Source organism: Streptomyces sp. SA15, assembly GCF_002291145.1.
Lineage (GTDB): Bacteria > Actinomycetota > Actinomycetes > Streptomycetales > Streptomycetaceae > Streptomyces.
Genome location: NZ_NTGE01000197.1, coordinates 14,107 through 37,095 on the forward strand (window position 1 = coordinate 14,107; position 22,989 = coordinate 37,095).

The following is a 22,989-nucleotide window of genomic DNA, read 5'->3' on the forward strand; positions in this document are numbered from 1 at the left end:
CCGGCGACTCACGGTGCGGCGGCCTCGAGGTCTCGCCAGGCCCGCTCCCGCACGTCCGGGCGCAGCAGGACCTCGACCGCCGTGCAGGCCAATGCCTCGGCGGCCGCCAGCATCACCTGCCGGGCGCGGTCGGAGCCCGCCGCGGCGGCGAACTCGGGTGTGTGGTCGGAGCACTGCGGATCCGTGATCGCCACGAAGGGGTGGATGGCGGGCACGCGCCCGCTGACGTTGCCAATGTCGGAGGAGCCCAGGTACACGCCCGGTTCGGGAGGCGTCACCCCGATGCCGGCTCGTGCCAGGTGGCCGGCGAACCGTCCGGACAGCACCGCGCTGTCGCGGAAGTGCTCGTAGCGGGGCGTGGCGCGTTCGACCGTGACGGTCGTCGCCGTCGCCCGGGCCACGCCCTGCGCGCAGGTGAGCAGTTCGCCCGCCAGGTCGTCCAGGGCGGCGGTCGTCGCCGCGCGCAGTCCGAAGAGGCCTTCCGCGTACTCGGGGACGACGTTCGTGGCCCGGCCGCCGTCCGTGACGATGCCCTGGACGTGCGAGCTCCGAGGCAGTCGCCGTCCGACCACGGCGAGGGTGTTGAAGAGCTGGATGAGCGCCGCGAGGGCGTCGATGCCCTCGGTGGGGTTTCCGGTGGGGTGCGCTGCGCGCCCGTGGAAGGCGACCCGGTACTGGGCCTGCGCGGTCAGGGGCGCCCACTGCCAGCTGTACACCCCCGGATGGAACATCAACGCGGCGTCGAGCCCGTCGAACACCCCGGCCTCGGCCTCGATGATCTTCCCTCCACCTCCTTCCTCGGCGGGCGTGCCCACCGCCCGGACGGTTCCCTCGTCGTCGGGCAGCACGGCCCGGGCCGCGAGGGCCGCGCCCAGGCCGGCCGCGGCGATGAGGTTGTGGCCGCAGGCGTGTCCGAGACCGGGCAGGGCGTCGTACTCCAGGAGCAGGGCAACCCCCGGCCGGGACCGCGTGCCCGCCCGCGCGGTGAAGGCTGTGGGCAGTCCGGCGATGCCCCGCTCGACGGCGAAACCCTCCCGTTCGAGCTCCGCGCACAGCCGTGCCGCGGCCCGGTGTTCCTCGAAGGCGTACTCCGGATCGGCGTGCAGCGCGCAGCCCACCGCCCACAGCCGCTCCGCCCGGTCGGCCACCTCCGCGTGCACCCGTGCGAGCACCTCGTCGACGGTGTCGGTCACATCGGCCTCCCCGGGAGTCGTACGCCTGCGTCGACCGTGCGGGTTCCCAAGGACGGCCCTTGCCCACGCCCACCGGGCGGCTCGGCGACGTTGGCGGACCTTGGCCGGGGGTACTCGGGGCCGGTCAGTGCCAGGGGTCGTCACCGGGAGGGCGGCATGGAGGGTTCCGCGGACCGCATCGCGCAACCGTGGGGCGACCGATCGCCCTACGGGCGTCATGAACCATGGCCGGCAAGGGTGGACACGTACCTGGCGGACGGGGTGGAGCCCGGCAGCGTACAGAAGTGGGTGCAGTCGGCGTCGATCCTGCACTCCGACGGCGACGCCATGGACATCGCCGTCGTCGACGGCCGTATGGCGGGCGTGCGGGGCCGGGCCGTGGACCGGGTCAACCGCGGCAGGCTGGGGCCGAAGGATCTGTTCGGCTGGCAGGCGAACGCCGCCGCGGACCGCCTGACCAGGCCCCTGGTCAGGCGTGACGAGCGGTTGACGGAGACGGACTGGGACACCGCGATGGAGCTGGTGGCCGCCCGCTCTCGGGAGCTGCTGCAGGAGCGCGGACCGGGATCGATCGGGTTCTACACCACCGGTCAGCTGTTCCTGGAGGAGTACTACACGCTGACGGTGCTCGCCCGGGCCGGGATCGGCACGAACCATCTCGACGGCAACACCCGGCTGTGCACGTCGACGGCCGCGGAGGCGCTGAAGGAGTCGTTCGGCTGCGACGGGCAGCCGGGCGGTTACGACGATTTCGACCACGCCGATGTGATCGCGCTGTTCGGCCACAACCTGGCCGAGACGCAGGACGTGCAGTGGATGCGGGTACTGGACCGGCTCGAGGGGGCCGACCCGCCGCGGCTGCTGTGCGTGGATCCCCGGCCCACGCGGGTGGCCCGGCACGCGACGGTGCACCTCGCGCCCCGGGTGGGTACCAATGTGGCGCTGCTCAACGCGCTGCTGCACGAGACGATCCGGCACGACCGGGTCGATCGCGACTTCGTCGCGGCGCACACCGTCGGCTTCGAGGAACTGGCCGAGCGGGTGGCCCACTGCACGCCCGCGTGGGCGGCGCGCATCTGCGACGTTCCGGCCGCACGGATCGCCGAGGCGGCCGAGATCCTCGGTACGGCGGACGCGTTGCTGTCCACGGTGCTCCAGGGCGTCTACCAGTCGCATCAGGCCACGGCGGCCGCCGTACAGGTGAACAACCTCCATCTGATCCGCGGCATGCTGGGCCGCCCGGGCGCCGGCGTCCTGCAGATGAACGGCCAGCCCACCGCCCAGAACACCCGCGAGTGCGGTGCGAACGGGGACCTGCCGGGCTTCCGCAACTGGCAGAACGACGCCCACGTCGCCGACCTCGCGCGGGTGTGGAACGTCGACACCTCGACGATCCCGCACTACGCGCCGCCCACGCACGCGATGCAGATGGTCCGGTACGCCGAGCAGGGCTCGATCCGCATGCTGTGGATCACCGGCACCAACCCGGCCGTCTCACTGCCGGAACTGGCCAGGATCCGCTCGGTCCTGAGGCAGGAGCGGCTGTTCACGGTGGTGCAGGACCTGTATCTGACGGAGACCGCCCGGCTCGCCGACGTCGTCCTGCCGGCCGCGACCTGGGGCGAGAAGACCGGCACGCTCACCAACGCCGACCGGACGGTGCATCTGTCGGAGAAGGCGGTCGAGCCGCCCGGCGAGGCACGGAGCGACCTGGACATCTTCCTGGACTACGCCCGGCGGATGGACTTCCGCGACAAGGACGGCGAGCCGCTGATCGGCTGGCGGGATCCCCAGGCGGCCTTCGAGGCGTGGCAGCGCTGCAGCGCCGGCCGTCCCTGCGACTACACAGGGCTGTCCTACGACAGGCTCCGCGGCGGCAGCGGCATCCAGTGGCCCTGCACCGAACAGGCACCGGAGGGAACCGAGCGGCTTTACACCGACGGCATCAGCTGGGCCCACCCGGACGTCTGCGAGAGCTACGGCAAGGACCTGGAGACCGGGGCCACGAGCAGCGCGGTGGAATACCGCTGCCTCAACCCGGTTGGCAAGGCCGTGATCAAGGCCGCCGCCTATGTGCCGCCGCACGAGATGCCGAGCGAGCGGTACCCGTTCCAGCTGTCGACGGGCCGCACGCTCTACCACTTCCACACGCGAACCAAGACCGGGCGGGCACCCCAGCTCGACCGCGCCGCGCCAGAGGTGTGGGTGGAGGTCTGCGGCGCGGACGCGTCCCGCCTCGACCTGGGCGAGGGCGACCTCGTCGAGGTCAGCACGGCGCGGGGGTCTTTGCGGGCACGGGTGCGGGTGACGGACATCCGGCCGGGGCTGCTGTTCGTCCCCTTCCACTACGGCTACTGGGACACCAAGGAGGGGTACGGGCCGGACAGCGACGGGCCGGGGCGAGCGGCGAACGAGACGACGGTCACGGACTGGGACCCCGCCTCGAAGCAGCCGCTGTTCAAGACCGCCGCCGCCGCAGTCACCCTGGTCGAACGCGGCCACGGCTCGTGTGCCCCGGCCCCCACCACGACCGCGTCGGCCCCGGCTGTCCCTGGCTCCGTGTCGGCCACCGCCGGCGGACGGGCGGCATACGCGGCCCGCGAGCCCGAACCGGCCCGGGACGCCCCTGGGAAAGGAACCCCGTGAACGGCATCACCCTCACCCTGCGCGTCCTGCACCACGGCGAACGACGACTGGCGGACGACCTCGTGGCCATGGCCGAGCGCCACGCCGTCGAGCACGAGATCCACCATGTCGCCACCGACCTGGCCGCGTGGTCGAACGCCCACGTACGGCGGCTCGCCGCCATGGCCGCCGATCACGGCCTGCACCTCGGCGGTCCGCACGACCCGTCCGGCACTCTCCTCGCCACGCTCAGAAGCAAGGCGTCGCAGGCCATGGGCCGTCGGCCCGAGCCGGGGCTGCTGCTCCTGCGTGACCTGCGCGAACTGCATCTGGCCGCCGCGGAGAACTCGCTGCACTGGGAGATGCTCGCCCAGGCCGCCCGGGCGTCGAAGGACACCCAGCTGCTGGACCTGGCTTCGGAGTGTCATCCGCAGACGCTGCGCCAGATGCGCTGGACCAACACCTTGATCAAAGAGCTGTCGCCGCAGATCCTGACGAGTCCGTGACGGCGTAGGACGCACAGCCCGGGGCACTCGGGGTCGTGGCGGGTCCGCCCCGGAGCCGCCGCCCCCTGGCTGGAGGTGAAGGGCATGGGACATGAAGGAAACGTCATCGACGAACTGGTGACCGATCATCGGGAGGTCGAGGACATCTTCGGCAGGATCGCGGCACTCCCGTCCGGTGACAAGGACCGCAAGGTCTACACCGACCAGGCCACCATGGAGCTCGTACGGCACTCGGTGGCCGAGGAGGCCTACCTCTACCCGGCCGTGCGGGAGCACGTGCCGAACGGGGACGCGATGGCCGACAAGGAGATCGAGGACCACTCCAGGGCCGAGCAGATCATGAAGGACCTGGAGGACTGCGACGCGGACGATCCCGAGTTCGACCGGCTCATCGGCATGCTGATGAACGAGATCCGCTCGCACGTGGCCGACGAGGAGGAGAACCTCTTCCCCAAGCTGCGCGCGGCATGCCCCGCCGACGCGCTCGACGACCTGGGCGACAAGGTCCGCATGGCCAAGAAGGTCGCGCCGACCCGGCCGCACCCGTCCGCGCCGGACAAGCCTCCGGCCAACAAGCTGCTGGCACCGGGGGCCGGCCTCGTCGACCGCCTGCGGGACGCGCTGACCGGCCGCGGCAAGCCCGTCTGACACCCACACCGGCACCCGCTCCCGTCCCGAAGGGCCCGTCGCTACGGCGACGGGCCCTTCTCTGTCTTTCACCGGCACCTGATGTGACGTGCGGCACGGAAGCGCCGCAGGAACAGTGCCCCCTCCGACGCTGTGAGCAACCGCACTCGGAGCGCCAAGTGCCGTAACCCGCCGGACGGTTGGGAAGACGTACGGCGGTGGAGCACGGTGCACCGGCACCGACTCACCCCTCCCCTCTGCCACGATGGTCCGCGCCGTACCCCGGCTCTCAGGAGCAGCCGCGCAGCGCAGCCGGCGTTCCCTCTTCTCGCCGACACCTCCACTGAGTCCTCCGACTCGTCTACGAGTAACGCACTGTGCCTTCTTCTCCTGCTTCGCTCTCCCCTGCGCCGGATTCCTCCCCCAGGCCGTCCGGCGGCGCCTCCCGCTCCCCGTGGCGGTCCCTTCGGTACCGCAGCATGCGCTGGTGGTCCTTCGCGAACTTCGTGTCGAACACCGGTACGTGGATGCAGCTCACGGTCCAGAACCTGCTGGTCCTCCAGATCACCGGGTCCGCCGCCGCGACGGGGCTGTCCATGTCCGTCCAGGCCGCGCCCGCGCTGCTCATGAGCCTGCTCGGCGGCGCGGCCGTCGATCGCCTGCCCCGCAAGGTGACGGCCGCCGTCAGCCAGGCCCTCCTGGGCACGGTCGCGTTCGTGATGGCGCTGCTCGTGGCTCTGGACCGGCTCGACATGACCTCCCTGATGGTGCTGGCCGCCGTGACGGGCATCGTCGCCACCGTCGACGGTCCGGCCTGCGCCCTGCTGGGCAACGACCTCGTCCCGCCCGAGGACGTCCCCTCCGCGATCGGCGTGGGCGCGCTCGTGCACAGCTCGGGCCGGCTGCTCGGGGCCGCCCTGGCCGGCGTGACGGTGGGCTTCCTCGGCACGGCCGCCGCGTACACCACCAACGGGCTGTCGTTCCTCTTCGTCGCCTCGGTCATTCCGTTCCTGCGTCCGGCGCCCGGTGCGGCCCCGCCCAGCAAGCCCGTCGGGCGCGCACCCGCCGGGCGGCGCGGCACGGGTGCCGACATGACCGTGCGGCAGGGGTTGGCCTTCTTCGCCCGCCGGCCGCGTCTCGTCGCCCTCGCCGGCGTCACCGGGATCAGCGCGGTCTTCGGGCGCAACTACGGGCTGACGCTGGCCGTGCTGGTCACCGGGCCGCTCGCGGGCGGCGCCGGAGCGTTCGGGACGGTCTCCACCGTCCTCGCCGTCGGCGGCATCCTCGGCGCGGTGCTCGGCGCCCGGCTGCGCCGCCCCTCGGTGCGGCTCGTGGGCACCCTGGCCGCCGCGGGCGGGTTGCTCCAGGTGGTGGCCGGGCTGTCGCCGTCGATGGCCGTGCTGCTCGTGCTCGTTCTGCCGATGGCCGTGGTGGAGTCCGTCTCCGACACGGCCGGGACGTCCGTCCTGCAGACCGACCCGCCCGCCCATCTGCGGGGACGGGTGCTGGGCGTGTGGGGCAGCATCTCCACCGTCTGGGGCCTGGGCGGGCCGCCCGCGCTGGGTCTCCTCATGGAGCTGGCCGGGGCACGCGGAGCCCTCGTCACCGGCGGACTGATCATCGCCGGCTCGATCGGAGCCGGCTTCCTCCTGCGGCGCCGCCGGACCCCGACGGTGGTCCTGCGCACCGAGGAGGGCGATGTGGCGGACCGGGCGAAGCTGAGCACGGCGGCGTGAGCGGCGGCAACGCGACGGCCTGCTCCGTCCGTCTTCGGCGACGGAATCCTCGTGTGCCGGGAGCCGACACGGGTACGCGGAGGTTCGTGCCCGACCTGAGTGAGGAGTGTTTCCCATGGCGCACGCGACGGTCCACGATGTGCTGGGCGCTCTGGAGGATGTGGACTTCCCCGCGGACAAGACCCAGCTGCTGGAAGCGGCCCGTTCCGCCGGTGCCTCCGGCGAGGTGATCTCCGCTCTGCGCGGTATCCCGCCGGAGACCTACACCAATCGTGACGACATCGCCCATTCCATACGGACCGACCCCGACTCGGACCTGGGACACAGCCCGGCCCAACGCGGCGAGCAGGCCCGCCAGGGCGGAAAACCCGGTATGTCGCAGCACCTCCGCGAGGTGCCCAAGCCTCCGGTGGAGGAGGAGCTGGACCGCTGACGTCGCCGAACGGGTCCGCACCGGACGTCGCTGTACTCGTGGGGCTTCAGGCATCCGGGAAGTCGACGTTCTACGAGCAGCGCCTGCTCGGGCGCTACGAGCTGGTCGGCAAGGACCTGTTCCCGCGGGCTGCACGCCACAAGCAGGCCCGGCAGATGCGCCTGGTGGAGGAGGCGCTGGCCTTGGGGAGATCGGTGGCGATCGACAACACCAATCCCTCTCCCGAGGAGTGGAGGCCACTGGTCGCCGCCGCGCACGCCCATGGTGCGACGGTCACCGCGTACTGGTTTCCCCCCGATCCGGAGGGCTCCTTGCGGCGCAATGCCGCGCGGTGGGGACGTGACCGTGTACCCGACATCGGTATCCATGCCACGGTGAAGCGATTGCGCCGTCCTACGCGGGCCGACGGGTTCGACGCCGTCCTGGAAGTACGGTTCGACGGCCGTGGCGGATTCCGCGTCAGGCCGACGCCGGACGGTACATGATCTCAGGCGCCCGGCTCGGCGGCACGTTCCGTGGGCAGCAGCTCGCGGATGTCAGTGGGGAGGGCGTCCGTAAGCTTCCGCATCTCCTCAGGTGAGACAGCGGCGTCGAGGACCTCCAGGACCGCAGCCGAGTACCGGAGCGCCGCTTCCTCCGTGGTACCGGCCCGGACCGCGACCCGGCCGGCGAAAGCCGTCAGGTCGAACGGCTCACCCGCACCGCTCGGCCGTCCCTCCGAGGTGGCCGAGGCGGTCGTCTCGCGGATGTGCGCCGCCAGGTCCGGCGGGAGCTGCGCGGCCAGGTGGTCGGCCAGCCCGGTCGGCAGCCTTTCCGCCAGGGTGCGCAGCACCGACTGTGTCGCGCGCTCGGCCGACCCACGATCCGGAAGCTGCGCAAGGGCCTGCACTTTGCCGATGATTTCGTCGTGCCGCATGTCCGCGTTCCTTTCACTGCCCTGGTGCTGTGACAGGGGACGCTGTGCTTCACGGGGTTGTCCTACCGCAGTTCAAGTGCCGTGGACCGGGTAACCACAGGGCCGCCCCTCACACGCGGGCGGCGTGCAGGCGGTGCCGACTCGACCTCAGGCGATGAGGGCCTGTCCCGGCCGGAGGCGCTCCAGCAGCTGGGCGTGGTGCAGTTCGGCCACGGGAGCGAGGAGGTCGGGGTGGCGCAGCAGTGCCGCCGCCCTGCGGTCGGCGGCGTCGGGCGCGATCAGGCGGCGGAACTCGACCGGCGTACCGGCCGTCTGGCCGCCGTCGGCGACCGCGGCCACCGCCAGGTCGGCCAGTTCCGGGTCGGTCAGCAGACAGGCCGCCCAGCTCGCGACGACTTCGTCGACCCAGGTGCGCCAGGCGCGGTCGTCAGTGTCGTCGGTGTCGTCGGTGTCGCGGGTGCAGGGGCCGTGGCTGTCGTCGGTGCCGCCACCGTCCGCGCCCGTGATCCAGTCCAGCCGGGCGGAACCGCCGGGGCCGGCCATGTGGACCAGGGCGGCGTCCATCGGCGTCGGGTACCTGAGCCACGCCGCGACCGTCACGGCCTGACGCGCCTGCACCTCGCACAGGGCGGAGGCCAGCGCGCCGCCGCCCGACGGGTAGGCACACGTCAGCCACTGGGCGGTCGCCGCGATCAGCGGGGAAAGGTCTGCGAGCACTGCCGGGCCGTCCGAACTGCTTCCGGGGACAGAGGGACTGCAACGGTAGCCCGACGTCCGATCGGGGGGACATGACCCGGACCTCGTCGGCGACGTGGCCTCGGCCACATCCGCCCCGTTGCTCCCTTCGAGTGGTGCGGCTCCCGTCACGGTCGTACCGTCGGTAGCGGCACAGCCGCACGGAGCGAACGGTCGGGAGCGGGCATGCTGAAATTCGCGGTGACCAGGACGGCCGCGCTCTGTGGCGCCGCGGCTTTCCTCGCGGCCATGGGCACGGCCTCCGCCACCCCCGCGACGCCGTCGGCGGCCCATTTCGCGGCTCAGCGGTCCGAGGACCCTGTGCTCGTCGACTGTTTCCACAAGCCCCAGGAACGCCCCGCCGACCTCATCCTCGCCTGCGGCGACGGCAACAGCCGTCTGACGTCGCTCGATTGGTCCCGCTGGGATGCCAAGTCGGCGGTGGCGAAGGGCCGCAACGTCGTGAACGACTGCGATCCGTACTGTGCGGCGGGCACGTTCCACTCGTATCCGCTCGTCGTACGGCTCGACCGGCCGGAGCCGTGGAAGAAGCACCCGCAGCTCCAGCACTACACGCGGATGACCCTCACCTACCCCGACGACCGGCCGGAGAGGCTCGCCTCTGTGGTGACGTATCCGCTGGGGAACTGAGCGTTCCAGCGGGGGCGAAACCGACCCTCGGTTGTGGTGTGGCGGGCCCCTGACGCCGACTGGCCGGTAATGAGCCCTCGCGGACCGCCGTTCCCCGGCCACACTGCTGCCCTGAACCGTTGCGATCCACCGGGTGCGCGGAGAGGGGACCTGATGGCCGAGGCGCAGGAGTCCGCACGCAAGACGGACCGGGGAGGCGGCCGGCCCGGCTGTCCGGTGGGCCGCGCCACGGACGGCATCTGGCAGGTGCACGACTACACGAACGCCCGGGCGGTGCTGCGCAGTACGGAGACGGCACAGGCGGGTCTCGGCATAGAGACGGTGGAGAAACTGCCCCCGCGCGTCCGCCGCCCGGTCCTGTACCAGGACGGACCCGAGCACCGGGAACAGCGGCGGCAGACCGCCCGCTTCTTCACCCCGCGGCGCGTCGACGAGCACTACCGCACGCTGATGGTGCGCATCGCCGAGGAACAGCTGACGGCGCTGCGTACCGCCGGTGAGGCCGAACTGGCCGAGCTGAGCTTCAATGTGGCGATCGCGGTGGCGAGCGACATCATCGGTCTGCGCCACAGCCGGCCGGGCATCCGCACCCGGCTCGAACGCTTCTTCCCCGAGGAGTTCGGCCGGCCGGGGCTGACCAGCCTGCTGGGCGTCTACTGGCTGCTGCGGCAGAACGCGAACTGGCTGCGCATCCACCTCGCCGACGTTCGCCCCGCGATCCGCGCGCACCGCCGCCAGGAGCGCGACGATCTGATCTCCCATCTGCTGGCCGAAGGGTGCTCGGACGCCGAAATCCTCGGCGAGTGCCTGACGTTCGCCGCGGCCGGGATGGTCACCACGCGGGAGTTCATCTGTGTCGCCGCCTGGCACCTGTTCACCGACGCGGAGCTCCTCGCCCGCTATCGCGCGGCGGATGAACCGGAACGGCTGGGTGTGCTGCGCGAGATCCTGCGGCTGGAGCCGGTGGTGGCACGGCTGCGCCGCAGGGCGACGGCTCCCCTCACGTTGCATACGCCGTCGGGCGAGGTCCCGGTCCGGCCGGGCGAGCTGATCGAGCTGTTCGTCGACGACGCCAACACCGACCCGCGGACCGTGGGACGGGACGCGCGGCTGCTGCGGCCGGGCCGGGACCTGGTGCTCGGGCCGGGACCGGCGGGCCTGTCCTTCGGCGACGGCCCGCACCGCTGCCCGGGGGCGGACGTCGCCCTGCTGGAGGCCGACGTGTTCCTCAGCCGGCTGTTCGCGCTGGACGGCCTGCGCATGGCCACCGAGCCGCGCGTGTCCTTCAACAACGACATCGGCGGGTACGAGATCAGGAACTTGACGGTGACCGTTCCCCGCCGGCGATGACACCGAGAAAGCGGTACGGCCGCGCGGCTCGCCGGAGTCGGCGGGCACGCCGGCCCGGTCCGCCACATCGCCCTACAGATCCCTGAGGTCGGCGATCAACCGGTCACTGGTCACGGTCCGGTCGTCCTTGTGGTCCCGCCACTGCTCGAAGGTCTCCGCCGCGGCGTCCGCGAAGGCACCCGGCAGGCCGACGCCGCGCCAGGCCTCGGCGATCTCCCGCATCTCCGGCTCCCAGCGCCAGGCCCTGTGCCCCGCACTCGCCAGCTGCTCCGGACCGGCCAGCGGGGTGCCGGGCAGCAGGTGCGCGGCGAGGTCACGGAGCTCGTCCAGGACGCCGTGTCCGTCGGCGAGGGCACAGGCCTCGGCGGCGAGCGCGTACGAGATCTTGTTGTAGGCGGCGAAGGCCAGCTTGAGCGCCGATGCCCGGCCGACCGGACCGGCGAGGACGACCGGGGTCAACACAGTGCCGTCGAACAACGCGCGGACCCGGGCCACCGTCACGTCGTCACCCGACAGATACAGCCGGGTGGTCCCGGCCTGGCGGGGAGGCGGCCCGGTGATGCCCGCGTCGACCAGCCTCGCCCCCGTGCCGTCCCACACCTCGGCGATCTGGGCCATGCGCCCGGGGCTGACAGCGTTGGCATCGACGTACACACCGCTGAACCCGGCCGCCGCCACCTGACGGGCCACGTCGAGGGCGGCCGCCGGAGGGCAGACGCTCAGGACCACCGTGCACTGGGCGGTCAGCTCGCCCATGCTGCCGGCAGGCCGCAACCCCAGCTCGGCGGCCCGTTCCCGCGTGGCGGCCGAACGCCCGCGCGGCAGCCACCAGACCCTCGCGCCGGCCGCCACGGCCTGCGCGGCCACCTGCGCTCCCATGGCACCGGGGTGCAAGATCCCCACGTCCGCATCAACCATGCCGGGACCCTATAAGGGGATCGATATAAGAGGGGATCGATCAGCTCTGACTCGCGTGTACGGGGCTGTGGGACACCTCGGGCGGGCAGGCCCACCGCCGCGCCCTGCGATCCCGCAGCCAGTCGCGCACCGCCACCCCGAGTGCGCACAGCACGGGCACGATTGCGGAGCCGACGGCGATGGCGACCGCAGAGCGGTAGGCGTCGCCGTCGGCGCCCAGCACCATGTAGAACAGTCCGGGCAGGGCGGCCGTACCGACGGCCCCGCCGAGCCTCTGTCCGGTCTGGAGTGCGCCTCCCGCCGCACCCGCCATCCGCACCGGCACGTCCCGCAAGGTCATCGTGACGTTCGGGGAGATGACGCAGCCGCTGCCCATGCCGCCGACGAACAGCGCGGGGGCCGCGCACCACACCGCGATGTCCTCGGGCGCGAACCGCAGGATCAGTACCGCCCCGCCCAGCCCGAGTGCCACGGCGGCGAGTCCCCACACGGTCAGCAGCCGGCCCAGCCGCTCCACCAGACGCCCGGCCACCAGCGCGGCCACGGCGGACCCGAGGGCGAAGGGTGTCACCGCGAGACCGGACAGCAGCGGCGAATACCCCTCGCCGTTCTGCAAGTAGAGGGCGAATACCAGCCACACGCCGCTGAAGCCGACGAAGTACAGGGTGGCGATGGCGGCCCCGGCGGTGTAGCCGCGCGTCTCGGTGACCAACCGGGGGTCGAGCAACGGCTGTCCGGCTCGCGCGGCGACCCGGCGCTCCCACCGTGCGAAGGCCACGAGAAACGCCGCTCCCACAAGGAAGAGCCACCACAGTTTTCGGACACCGCCGGACTCCGCCAGGACCAAGGGCAGCATGACCGCCAGCACGCCGCAGCCGAGCAGCGCGACGCCCGGCAGGTCGAGCCGTTCGCCGCGGCCGGGGGCCACTTCGGGCAGCAACCGAAGTCCCAGCACGAGCGCGATCACGCCGACCGGGACATTGACGTAGAAGATCCAGCGCCAGCCCTGCGGCCCGTCCGCGAGCGCGAGGACGAGTCCGCCGACGACCGGGCCGACGGCACTGGAGATGCCGACGGTGGCGCCGAAGAGGCCGAATGCCCGGCCGCGCTCGGCGCCCCGGAACATCTGCTGGATCAGGGCGGAGTTCTGCGGAGCGAGGCAGCCCGCGGCCACGCCCTGCGCCAGCCTTGCCACGACCAGCAGCGCGATCGTGGGAGCCGCGCCCGCCGCCGCGCTGCACACCACGAACGCCGTGAGCGCCAGCAGGAAGATCCGGCGGCGGCCGATCGCGTCGCCCACCCGTCCCGCGGTGACCAGGACGAGGGCGAACGCCAGGGCGTAGCCGGAGACCACCCACTGGATGGCGGGCGCCGACGCGTGCAGGTCCCGCTGCATGGACGGCAGTGCCACCGCGACGATGGTCACGTCGAGCAGGCTCATGAATCCGGCCACGAGCGTCACCCACAGCGCCTTCCACCGCCTGGGGTCGGCTCCTTCGGCCGCGTCCGCCGGGCCGTCTCCTTGCCCGCCCGCCTGTGTCTCGACGCCCACGCGCGCTCCTCTCGCCCCCTGACGGGTATCCCGCGCCACCGGCATACGCACGTGCCGCCACCCACGACCCTTCACACTTTCCGCACCCTTTAGTCACCGTGGCTTCACCAGGCGTGTAGGCTCCTCGCGCTCCATTCGCACAACTGGGGGGATTTCCCATGCGTATACGCCATGTCCTGGCGACCGCCGCCGCTGCCGGCTCGATAGCCGCGATGGCCGCCACGCCGGCGCAGGCCGCCGAATACTCGTCGGCGCTGAAGATCAAGGGTGTCCAGTACGACGCACCCGGCACGGATCGCAACAACTGCTCCACCGGCAACACCAAGGACGAGTACCTGACGATCAAGAACTACTCGTCCACGGCGACCGTGAACCTCAAGGGCTACGTCGTCAAGGACGCCGCCGGCAACCGCTTCAAGTTCACCGCGATCCACCAGCTCCAGCCCGGCGACTACGTGAAGCTGCGCGGCGGCAACGGCACCGACTCCGACGCGAAGAACGTCGTCTACCGCGACAACTGCAACTTCATGTGGAACAACGACAAGGACACGATCTACGTGTACAAGCCGTCCGGCAGCAAGGCCGACGTGCACTCGTACACCAAGACCGGTTCCGACCCCGACCGCAACGGCTACATCAACTTCCACGGCTGACGGACCGGCACGGCCCGCCCGGGACCACCGGGCGGGCCTCGGCCTGCCAGGCCCCGCGTCTGCGACCTGATCCGCCGGACAGGCCCTAGCGGATGCGGGCAGGGGCGCACGTGGCGCATTCTGGCTGTGGCGTCGTCCGGGCGGCGGCGCACGGATGGGGTAGGCCGATGAGTGGGAGCGCCGGGAGCGAACACGCGACGCCCGGGCGGCTGGCCGCGCTGCTGACCGAGGTCGCGGCGGAGGCGATCGACGCGGCCGACGGCCACGCCGGTGGCGTCTACCTGCGTTCCGGCACGCCCGGACTGCTGCAACTGGCCTCGCTGTCGGGCCTGCCCGGGCCGCTGTTCCGCCCATGGTGGCAGGTCCACGTCGACCGCCCCTTCCCGGTCGCCGACGCCTGTCGGCTCGGGGTTCAGGTGGTGCTGCCGAACGCCACGGAAACCATGCGCCGCTACCCCCAGTTCGCGGCCGGTCTGCCGTTTCCGTTCGGCTCGATCCATGTGCCCGTCACCCACGGGTCGACGACCTACGGTGTCCTGACCGTCCTGCGCGTGCCCGCCCCGGACGCCGCCGAGGTACTGGCGCAGCGCGACCGCACGGCACGGCTGGCCGAACGCCTGGGCGTGGCCCTGCACCGTCTGGAGCGCCACGGATCGCCCGTGACCTGGGACGACGAGCCGGTATGCGTGCGCCCACCGGCCACGGAACCTCTCACGGCACGCGTCGCGCGGTTCAGCTGGGACCCGGAGACCGGAGTCCTCACCACCGACCCGCACCTTCCCGCCCTCCTGGGCCTGCCGCCCGGAAGCGCGCTCACGGACGCGTCGGCGCTCGCGGCCGCCGTGGCCCCTGACGCGCCACACCAGGTCCTCGATCTGCTGCGGCAGACCGCCGCCGGACGGCCACCGCCCCTGCCGCTGCCCGTGCGCACCCCGGACGGCACACCCCGGCTGCTCCAGTTGTGGGGCGCTCAGCACGTGGCCCCGGGACCGTACGGTGTCCGTTCCGTCAGCGGCATCGTCCTCGAACCCGGCCCCGCCGGGGTGGCCGACGCGGCGGCCGACCTGCTCCCCGAGGGCGTGCTCTGCCTGGACCGGCTGGGGCAGATCGTCTACGCCAATCCGCGTGCCGCACAGCTGCTGCGCCGCCCGCGCTCCGAACTCCTCGGCCGTCCGCTGTGGGACGGCGTGCCGTGGCTCTACCAGCCCGCCTTCGAGGAGCATCTGCGGGCCGCCCTGCTCTCCCACGGGCCCGTGCACTGCCACGTCCGCCGCCCGCCGGGCGACAAGGAACCCGCCCCGCAGCCGGAGGAAGGCGACTGGCTGGCCCTGTCCCTGTATTCCGGCCCCGACATCCTCACGTGCACCGCCCGCCCCGCCGACCGGATGGCGGACAGCCCCGCCGAGCCCACGCTCGCCCACGTCGAGGGGTCGGACGGCGGCGCGAACGCCACGACGGCGTCCCCGTACCGGCCCATCGCCCTGGCCATCGCGCTCACCGAGGCCGTCACCGCCCGGCAGGTCTCCGCCGTGGTCATGCAGGAACTACTGCCCGCGTTCGGCGGTCGCCGGCTCGCCATCTACCTGATGCAGGAGAGGCACCTGTACCTGGCCTGGGAGCACGGTTTCCCGAAAGGGTTCCTCGCCCCCTTCGAGGGTGTGGGACTGGACGCGCACCTGCCGGGCGTCGAGACGCTCACCACGGGGCGCCCGCTCTTCTTCGACTCCATGGAGCAGCTGACCGCCGCCTACCCCGGCATCCCGCTGGACGCGACGGAGGGAGCCCGCGCCTTCCTGCCCCTGATCGCCTCCGGCCGCCCGGTCGGCTCCTGCATCCTGGGCTTCGACCGGCCCCGCAGCTTCAGCACCGAGGAGCGCACGGTGCTCACCGCGCTGGCCGGGCTCATCGCGCACGCCCTGGAGAAGGCGCAGCGCTACGAGACCGAGGCCGCGCTCGCCCGCGGACTGCAGCAGGCCCTCCTCCCCCGGCGCCTGTCGACGCATCCGCGGGTGGAGACCGCCGGACGCTATCTGCCCGGGACCCAGGGCATGGACGTCGGAGGGGACTGGTACGACGTCGTCGAGGCCGGGGACGGCCTGGCCCTGGTCATCGGCGACGTGCAGGGGCACGGGGTGCAGGCGGCGGCGACGATGGGTCAACTGCGCAGCGCCGTCCGGGCGTTCGCGCTCGGCGACCGGCCGCCCGACGAGGTCATGAGCGGCACCAACCACCTCCTCATCGACCTCGATCCCGGGCTCTTCGCGAGCTGCTGCTACATCCGGCTGGACCCCGCCACCGGTCTGGCCCGGGTGGCCCGGGCCGGGCACCCGCCACCGCTGCTGCGCCTCCCGGAGGGCCGCACCCACGTCCTGGACCTGCCCGGCGGGGTCGTGCTCGGGGTGGACTCCCGTGCCCGCTACCCCGTGGCGGAACTGCGGATGGACCCCGGCGCGATCCTGGCGCTGTACACCGACGGCCTGGTCGAACGGCCCGGCGGCGACATCGACGACGGCATCAGCGCACTGCGGGTGGCCCTGGCCAGGACCGGCGCCCCCGCGGCCCGCCCCGGCGGCCGCTCACTGGCAGGCGTGGCCGACAAGCTCACCGCAACGGCCCGCCACACGGTAGACCGCCCCGACGACATAGCCCTCCTCCTGGCGGCCCGCCGACCGGCACGGTGAAGGAAATGCGGGTCTGGGGCGGAACCCAGGACGAGGGCCACCTCTTGGCCGACCGAGTCGGGTGGTGGGTGGGCACAGGCCCGGGGCCCAGGGCGGAGGGGCGAAGCCCCTGGGGATGGGACGGGCTTGAGTTCCAGTGGTCGTTGCAACACCCGGCGCCGACCTCCACCCCGAGCCGCCGACCGAGCGAGGTCCGTCACCCCCTGTGACGCCCCTCGCCTCCAGAGGCCCGGCAGTGTAGACATGGGCACATGGTCCGACTCTTGGGGCGATCCGGGACCCGGTCGCCCCGTCGTCCCAGCGGTCCGCGCCCCTCGCACGCGCCCGACCGCGCCCCAAGAGCGCCCGAGCGGCGAGCGCGGCGCATCCCCGGCAGTCCGCTCACCCCACGGCCGCACGCAGCAAGCCGGTTGCGGTCGGCGCTGAGCGGCCGCAGCGTCGCCGGACAGGTGTTCGTCCTGCAAGTGGTGATCGTGCTGCTGCTGGTCGTGGCCGCGGTGGTGGCCCTCGTGCTCCAAGTCCGGCACGACACCACGCAGGAGGCCCGCAACCGCTCCGTCGCCGTGGCCGAGGCCTTCGCCAACGCACCTGGCACCGTAGAAGCATTGCGCGGCCCCGACCCGTCGGCGGTGCTCCAACCACGGGCCGAGGCGGCCCGCAAGGCGACGAAGGTGGACTTCATCGTCGTCATGAACACCGACGGCGTCCGCTACTCCCATCCCAAACCGGACCGCATCGGCAAGAAGTTCGTCGGCACCATCGCACCGGCACTCGCCGGACGGACGGTGACCGAGGAGATCACGGGCACGATCGGCCCGCTGGTGCAGGCCGTTGTGCCGGTCAGGGCGCCCGACGGCTCGGTCGTGGGCCTGGTCTCGGCCGGCATCACGACCGCGAATGTGGGCGGCGCCGCGAACCGGCAGATGCCGCTCGTGCTGCTCGCCGCCGCGGCGGGACTCGCCCTGGCCACGGGGGGCACCGCGCTGGTGAGCCGACGGCTGCTGCGCCAGACGCACGGCCTGGGCCCGCACGAGATGACGCGGATGTACGAGCACCACGACGCCGTACTGCACGCCGTACGCGAAGGAGTGCTCATCGTCGGCGGCGAGGGCACCCTCCTGCTCGCCAACGACGAGGCGCACCGCCTGCTCGACCTGCCGCAGGACGCCGAGGGGAAGCATGTGCGGGACCTCGGCCTCACCCCCGAAACGGCCGGCCTGCTGGCCTCCGGGCGGATGGCCACGGACGAGGTGCACCTGGTCAAGGACCGGCTGCTGGCCATCAACCAGCGGCCCACCGACAGCGAGGGCGGCCCGCCCGGCAGCGTCGCCACCCTGCGCGACTCCACGGAGCTGCGGGCACTTTCAGGCCGGGCCGAGGCGGCTCGGGAACGCCTCAACATGCTGTACGACGCCGGTGTGGCCATCGGGACGAGTCTCGACGTGACCCGCACCGCGGAGGAACTGGCGGAACTCGCCGTCCCGCGGTTCGCGGACTTCGCCACCGTGGACCTGTTCGACGCAGTCCTCAGCGGCGGGCAGCCGGAAGGGGCGACGACGCTGCGTCGTACGGCGAGGGGCGGGATCCGCAAGGACGCCCCGCTCTATCCGCTGGGGCAGCAGATCCGTCTCGTCGACTCCTCTCCGCAGGCCCGCAGCCTCAGGACGGGGCAGGCCGTCATCGAGCCGCGTCTGGGCGAGGCGGTGGGCTGGCAGGCACAGGACCTCGAGCGCTCCGCCCAGATCGTGGAGTACGGCATCCACTCGCTGATCACCGTGCCGCTGCGCGCGGGCAGCCTGGTGCTCGGGGTGGTCAGCTTCTGGCGGTGCGAGAAGCCGGAGCCGTTCGACGCGGAAGAGGTGGCGCTCGCCGAGGAGTTGGTCGCCCGGGCGGCTGTCTCCATCGACAACGCGCGCCGCTACACACGCGAGCACAGCATGGCGGTGACGCTGCAGCGCAGTCTGCTGCCCCGCACGCTGCCCGAGCAGGACGCCCTGGAGATCGCCTACCGGTATCTGCCGGCGCAGGCGGGCGTGGGCGGCGACTGGTTCGACGTACTGCCGCTGTCGGGCGCCCGCGTGGCGCTCGTGGTGGGGGACGTGGTCGGCCACGGGCTGCACGCCGCGGCCACCATGGGAAGGCTGCGGACGGCGGTGCACAACTTCTCGGCCCTGGACCTGCCGCCCGACGAACTGCTCGCGCTGCTGGACGAGTTGGTCGGACGCATCGACCAGGACGAGACGGAGGAGGGCGGCAGCGCCCCGGTCACCGGCGCGACCTGTCTGTACGCCGTCTACGATCCGGTCTCCCGGATCTGCACGGTCGCCCGCGCCGGCCACCCGCCGCCGGCCCTGATACATCCTGACGGCAGCGTGGAGTTCCCGGACGTGCCCGCCGGTCCCCCGCTCGGCCTCGGGGGCCTGCCGTTCGAGACGGCCGACCTCGAACTGGCTGAGGGCAGCCGCCTCGTCCTCTACACGGACGGGCTCGTGGAGGACCGGGAGCACGACATCGACGTAGGGCTCGAAGGGCTGCGCACCGCGCTGGAGCGGGCCGGCAAGTCTCCCGAGGACACCTGCCGGGCCGTCCTCGACTCCCGGCTTCCGGCCCGGCCGAGCGACGACGTCGCCCTGCTCGTGGCGCGCACCCGGGCCCTGCCCGCCGACCGGATCGCCGAGTGGCGGGTGCCGTCGGATCCGGCGGCCGTCGCCGAGGCCCGCGCCTCGATCACCCGGCAGCTGGCCCGGTGGGGACTGGACGAGGTGACGTTCACCACGGAGCTGATCGTCAGCGAGCTCGTCACCAACGCGATCCGCTACGGCGGTGACCCCATCCACGTCCGCGTGATGTACGACCGCACCCTGATCTGCGAGGTCTTCGACAGCAGCAGCACCTCGCCCCACCTGCGGTACGCGGCCATGACGGACGAGGGAGGACGCGGCCTGTTCCTGGTCGCGCAGCTCGCCGAGCGCTGGGGCACCCGCTACACACCCGCGGGCAAGGTCATCTGGGCGGAACAGTCCCTTCCCTCATAAATCCCCTCATGACAGGCGCTCATAAAGTGACCTTATGAGCTCATAGACCGGACCCGCGTACCGACTTAGGCTTGCCTTAGTTTAGGCTTCCCGTCGAGTCGATCTATCGCCGCTCGAAGGGAACCTGATCATGCCCCGCCCCCTGCGGGTAGCCATCGTCGGAGCCGGCCCCGCCGGGATCTACGCCGCCGACGCACTGCTCAAGTCCGACGTGGCCGCCGACCCCGGTGTGTCCATCGACCTCTTCGAGCGGATGCCGGCACCGTTCGGACTGATCCGCTACGGCGTCGCCCCCGACCACCCCCGCATCAAGGGCATCATCACGGCCCTCCACCAGGTCCTCGACAAACCGCAGATCCGCCTCTTCGGCAACGTCGACTACCCGACCGACATCAACCTGGACGACCTGCGCGCGTTCTACGACGCCGTGATCTTCTCCACGGGCGCGACGGCCGACCGGGAGCTGTCCATACCCGGTATCGACCTCGACGGCTCCTACGGCGCGGCGGACTTCGTCTCCTGGTACGACGGCCACCCGGACGTGCCGCGCACCTGGCCGTTGGAGGCCGAGAAGGTCGCCGTCCTCGGCGTCGGCAATGTCGCGCTCGACGTGGCGCGCATCCTCGCCAAGACCGCGGACGAGCTGCTGCCGACGGAGATCCCGCCGAACGTCCACGAGGGCCTGAAGGCCAACAAGGCGCTGGAAGTCCATGTGTTCGGCCGCCGTGGCCCGGCGCAGGCGAAGTTCAGCCCGATGGAGCTGCGCGAGCTGGACCACTCCCCCAACATCGAGGTCATCGTCGACCCCGAGGACATCGACTACGACGAGGGCTCGATCGAGACCCGGCGCGGCAACAAGCAGGCCGACATGGTCGCCAAGACCCTGGAGAACTGGGCCATCCGCGACGTCGGGAACCGTCCGCACAAGCTGTTCCTGCACTTCTTCGAGTCGCCGGCCGAGATCCTCGGCGAGGACGGCAAGGTCGTCGGCCTGCGCACCGAGCGCACCGCCCTGGACGGCACCGGAAACGTCAAGGGCACCGGCGAGTTCAAGGACTGGGACGTCACCGCGATCTACCGTGCCGTGGGCTACCTGTCCGACAAGCTGCCCAAGCTGCCCTGGGACATCGACTCGGGCACGGTCCCGGACGAGGGCGGCCGGGTCATCCAGGAGAGCGGCGAGCACCTGCAGTCGACGTACGTCACCGGCTGGATCCGGCGCGGCCCCGTGGGCCTGATCGGCCACACCAAGGGCGACGCCAACGAGACGGTGTCCAACCTCCTGGACGACTTCGCGAACGACCGTCTGCACACGCCGGCTTCGCCCGCCCCCGAGGCCGTGGACGCGTTCCTCGCCGAGCGCAACGTCCGCTTCACCACCTGGGACGGCTGGTACCGGCTGGACGCCGCCGAGAAGGCGCTGGGCGAGCCGCAGGGCCGTGAGCGGGTGAAGATCGTCGAGCGCGAGGACATGCTGAAGGCGAGCGGCGCGTAACAGCCGAACACGGCGGGTCCGGACCCGATGCTCCGGACCCGCCGTGCCGCTGTCACCACTCCACCTCAGTGGTCGACGGCGACCACGATCTTCCCCACCTGGGTGCCCGCCTCCAGATAGCGGCGCGCCTCGACGATCTCGTCCAGGCCGAACACCCGGTCCACGACGGGAGCTAAGGCACCGGAGCCCAGACCGGAGGCGACGAACGCCTCGCCCCGGCGCAGCCGCCGCGGATCCCTGGTGGTCTCATGGACGGTGTAGGTACGCATGTTCAGCGCGGGCATGCCGAGTTCGAACCACGGATAGGGGGTGGCCTCGCCGCTCAGCGCCCCGTACAGGAACAACGTGCCGCCCGGGGCGACCACCTGAGCGAGGTTCAGCACTCCCGGGCCCGCGACGGCGTCGAAGACGAACTCCGCGCCTCGCCCGGCGGTCGCGCCGAGCACACGCTCCACCACGTCCTCGTCGTCGGTGACGATCACCTCGGCGGCGCCGGCGCTCAGCAGCGCTTCCCGCTTGGCACCGGTGCGGGTCGTGGCGATCGGTACCGCTCCGACGCGCCGGGCGACCTGGATCGCCGCCAGCCCCACACCGCTGGAGGCGGCGGTCAGCACGACGGTGTCCCCGGCCCGCATCCCGCCGACCTCGACCAGTGCGCCGTACGCCGTCAGGTACGGCATCCACACCGCGGCGCCCGCGACGGCGTCGAGCCCCTCGGGCCGGGACAGTACCGCGGCGGCGGGGACGATCGCGCGCTCGGCGTAGACGCCGTAGTCGTTCATCGAGAAGGCCGGGACGACGCTGACCGCCTGACCGGCCTCGAACCCCGTCACCCGCGCGCCGAGGGCCTCGACCACGCCCGCCGCCTCGGCTCCGAGCCGGGCGGGGAGCTCCTTGACCGGCTCGATGTACCGGCCGCCACGGAAAAGCGCCTCGGCACGGTTGAGGCCGATCGCGTCCACCCGGATCAGCAACTCATCGGGACCGGGCTCGCCGAGCTCCACGTCCTCCAGCCGCAGCACCTCCGGCCCGCCGAGCTCATGGAAGCGCACTGTCCTGACCATCGGTCATCCCCCATCCGTGCGGTGACGGCGGCGCGGACGAGCCGCCGCACCCCACTCAAACCGAAAGTACGACGACTGTCAAACTTCGACATTTGTCGTACTTCGATGGCCGCCCTACCTCAATGACCGCCACAGGAGTCAGCGTGCGGCGAGATCGCGCCCTCCCACGACGGCCAGTGCCGCGACCAGCAGCGCCAGGACGCCGACATGGGCGAGGGCACCGGCGAGGACCACGGCGGGCAGGGGGACGTCGAGCCACGGGTACAGCGCGGCGAGGCGCACCGCGAGGAGCAGCAGGCCGAGTACGGCCAGGGCGACGCCGCCTCCGGCGCCGCTCCGGTCCCTGCGGCGGGTGCGCCACAGCAGCCAGCCGAGCGCGCCGACGGCGAAGCACGTGGCCGGGGCCCAGACCGCGTCGGCCACGGTGGGCAGCAGCACGACGGAGGCGCCCATCACCACGCAGCAGGCCATGAACACGATTCCGGGCGAGCCGAAAGGCAGGGACGCCGGCGGGGCGTCGCGATGCTGGCCCGCGCAGAGCGCGAGCGCCGGCAGCGCGGCGGCGGTGGCGTACGCGGGCTCCGGCGGAACCCATGTGGTCATCAGCGGAGCGAGGAGCGGCCAGAGCGTGGGCAGTGCGGCGATCAGCACGGACACGCGGGCGAGGCGCCGGCGGTCGTACGCCGAGCTGATGTCCGGGCCCGGTGCACGACACGCCGAAGGTGAACAGGACCCGCCCCGATGCGGATGGTGGGCGGGCCCTGTTCGGTGAGTCATTGTGGTGGGGGTGCCGCAGCGGGGACACGCGTGAACATATGC

Annotated in this window: 19 protein-coding genes; 12 read left to right on the forward strand and 7 right to left on the reverse strand. The window is 72.2% G+C overall.

From position 1 onward, the window contains the following. Positions 1 to 8: 8 nt before the first annotated feature. A complete protein-coding gene (locus CLM62_RS41985) occupies positions 9 to 1,193 on the reverse strand; it encodes an amidohydrolase (protein ID WP_095755144.1) in 1,185 nt (394 codons plus the stop codon). A gap of 156 nt (positions 1,194 to 1,349) precedes the next feature. Here CLM62_RS41985 and CLM62_RS41990 point away from each other — a divergent pair, with 156 nt between their 5' ends. The 6 genes from CLM62_RS41990 (at position 1,350) to CLM62_RS42015 (ending at position 7,605) form a co-directional block, all read left to right on the forward strand. After that, the gene (locus CLM62_RS41990; RefSeq protein WP_095755145.1) at positions 1,350 to 3,839 is read left to right on the forward strand and encodes a molybdopterin oxidoreductase family protein; all 2,490 of its coding nucleotides are present in this window, start codon (positions 1,350 to 1,352) and stop codon (positions 3,837 to 3,839) included. Further along, positions 3,836 to 4,324, forward strand: a complete 489-nt coding sequence (locus tag CLM62_RS41995) for a hypothetical protein (protein ID WP_095755146.1) — start codon at positions 3,836 to 3,838, stop codon at positions 4,322 to 4,324. Before CLM62_RS41990 ends, CLM62_RS41995 begins: the two co-directional genes overlap by 4 nt. A gap of 84 nt (positions 4,325 to 4,408) precedes the next feature. Next, on the forward strand, positions 4,409 to 4,972 hold the full coding sequence (locus CLM62_RS42000; RefSeq protein WP_095755147.1) for a hemerythrin domain-containing protein: 564 nt from the start codon (positions 4,409 to 4,411) through the stop codon (positions 4,970 to 4,972). A 458-nt stretch (positions 4,973 to 5,430) separates the two neighbouring features. Next, entirely contained in the window at positions 5,431 to 6,687 is a 1,257-nt protein-coding gene (locus tag CLM62_RS42005; protein WP_257004406.1) for an MFS transporter, read from the forward strand. 115 nt (positions 6,688 to 6,802) lie between these two features. Then, positions 6,803 to 7,120, forward strand: a complete 318-nt coding sequence (locus CLM62_RS42010; RefSeq protein ID WP_095755149.1) for a DUF2795 domain-containing protein — start codon at positions 6,803 to 6,805, stop codon at positions 7,118 to 7,120. Between the two features lie 38 nt (positions 7,121 to 7,158). Continuing rightward, positions 7,159 to 7,605, forward strand: coding sequence for an ATP-binding protein (locus CLM62_RS42015; protein ID WP_257004407.1), 447 nt, complete (start codon positions 7,159 to 7,161; stop codon positions 7,603 to 7,605). 2 nt (positions 7,606 to 7,607) lie between these two features. Here CLM62_RS42015 and CLM62_RS42020 read toward each other — a convergent pair whose 3' ends face one another. Beyond that, positions 7,608 to 8,036 carry a DUF2267 domain-containing protein gene (locus CLM62_RS42020; RefSeq protein ID WP_095755151.1) on the reverse strand — a complete coding sequence of 143 codons (429 nt, stop codon included), beginning with the start codon at positions 8,034 to 8,036 and terminating at the stop codon, positions 7,608 to 7,610. A 147-nt stretch (positions 8,037 to 8,183) separates the two neighbouring features. Then, positions 8,184 to 8,753, reverse strand: a complete 570-nt coding sequence (locus CLM62_RS42025; RefSeq protein ID WP_095755152.1) for a hypothetical protein — start codon at positions 8,751 to 8,753, stop codon at positions 8,184 to 8,186. A 204-nt stretch (positions 8,754 to 8,957) separates the two neighbouring features. Between CLM62_RS42025 and CLM62_RS42030 the strand changes: the two genes are divergently transcribed. Next, the gene (locus CLM62_RS42030) at positions 8,958 to 9,422 is read left to right on the forward strand and encodes a hypothetical protein (protein ID WP_095755153.1); all 465 of its coding nucleotides are present in this window, start codon (positions 8,958 to 8,960) and stop codon (positions 9,420 to 9,422) included. A 153-nt stretch (positions 9,423 to 9,575) separates the two neighbouring features. Beyond that, positions 9,576 to 10,772 carry a cytochrome P450 gene (locus CLM62_RS42035; RefSeq protein WP_095755154.1) on the forward strand — a complete coding sequence of 399 codons (1,197 nt, stop codon included), beginning with the start codon at positions 9,576 to 9,578 and terminating at the stop codon, positions 10,770 to 10,772. Between the two features lie 72 nt (positions 10,773 to 10,844). Here CLM62_RS42035 and CLM62_RS42040 read toward each other — a convergent pair whose 3' ends face one another. After that, positions 10,845 to 11,690 (reverse strand): NAD(P)-dependent oxidoreductase, encoded by an 846-nt coding sequence (locus tag CLM62_RS42040; RefSeq protein WP_095755155.1) that lies wholly within the window; start codon positions 11,688 to 11,690, stop codon positions 10,845 to 10,847. A 40-nt stretch (positions 11,691 to 11,730) separates the two neighbouring features. Continuing rightward, positions 11,731 to 13,287 (reverse strand): MFS transporter, encoded by a 1,557-nt coding sequence (locus tag CLM62_RS42045; protein WP_095755156.1) that lies wholly within the window; start codon positions 13,285 to 13,287, stop codon positions 11,731 to 11,733. A gap of 113 nt (positions 13,288 to 13,400) precedes the next feature. Between CLM62_RS42045 and CLM62_RS42050 the strand changes: the two genes are divergently transcribed. From CLM62_RS42050 to CLM62_RS42065, 4 genes are all read left to right on the forward strand, one after another. Then, positions 13,401 to 13,895 (forward strand): lamin tail domain-containing protein, encoded by a 495-nt coding sequence (locus CLM62_RS42050; RefSeq protein ID WP_095755157.1) that lies wholly within the window; start codon positions 13,401 to 13,403, stop codon positions 13,893 to 13,895. A gap of 167 nt (positions 13,896 to 14,062) precedes the next feature. Next, the gene (locus CLM62_RS42055) at positions 14,063 to 16,576 is read left to right on the forward strand and encodes a SpoIIE family protein phosphatase (RefSeq protein ID WP_095755158.1); all 2,514 of its coding nucleotides are present in this window, start codon (positions 14,063 to 14,065) and stop codon (positions 16,574 to 16,576) included. A 251-nt stretch (positions 16,577 to 16,827) separates the two neighbouring features. Beyond that, positions 16,828 to 19,611, forward strand: coding sequence for a SpoIIE family protein phosphatase/ATP-binding protein (locus CLM62_RS42060; RefSeq protein WP_179382459.1), 2,784 nt, complete (start codon positions 16,828 to 16,830; stop codon positions 19,609 to 19,611). A 130-nt stretch (positions 19,612 to 19,741) separates the two neighbouring features. Beyond that, positions 19,742 to 21,106 (forward strand): FAD-dependent oxidoreductase, encoded by a 1,365-nt coding sequence (locus tag CLM62_RS42065; protein ID WP_095755159.1) that lies wholly within the window; start codon positions 19,742 to 19,744, stop codon positions 21,104 to 21,106. A 65-nt stretch (positions 21,107 to 21,171) separates the two neighbouring features. Here the strand turns inward: CLM62_RS42065 and CLM62_RS42070 are convergent, their stop codons facing one another. Next, on the reverse strand, positions 21,172 to 22,170 hold the full coding sequence (locus CLM62_RS42070) for a zinc-dependent alcohol dehydrogenase family protein (protein ID WP_095755160.1): 999 nt from the start codon (positions 22,168 to 22,170) through the stop codon (positions 21,172 to 21,174). A gap of 138 nt (positions 22,171 to 22,308) precedes the next feature. Continuing rightward, entirely contained in the window at positions 22,309 to 22,827 is a 519-nt protein-coding gene (locus tag CLM62_RS42075) for a hypothetical protein (RefSeq protein WP_095755161.1), read from the reverse strand. Positions 22,828 to 22,989: the final 162 nt, after the last annotated feature.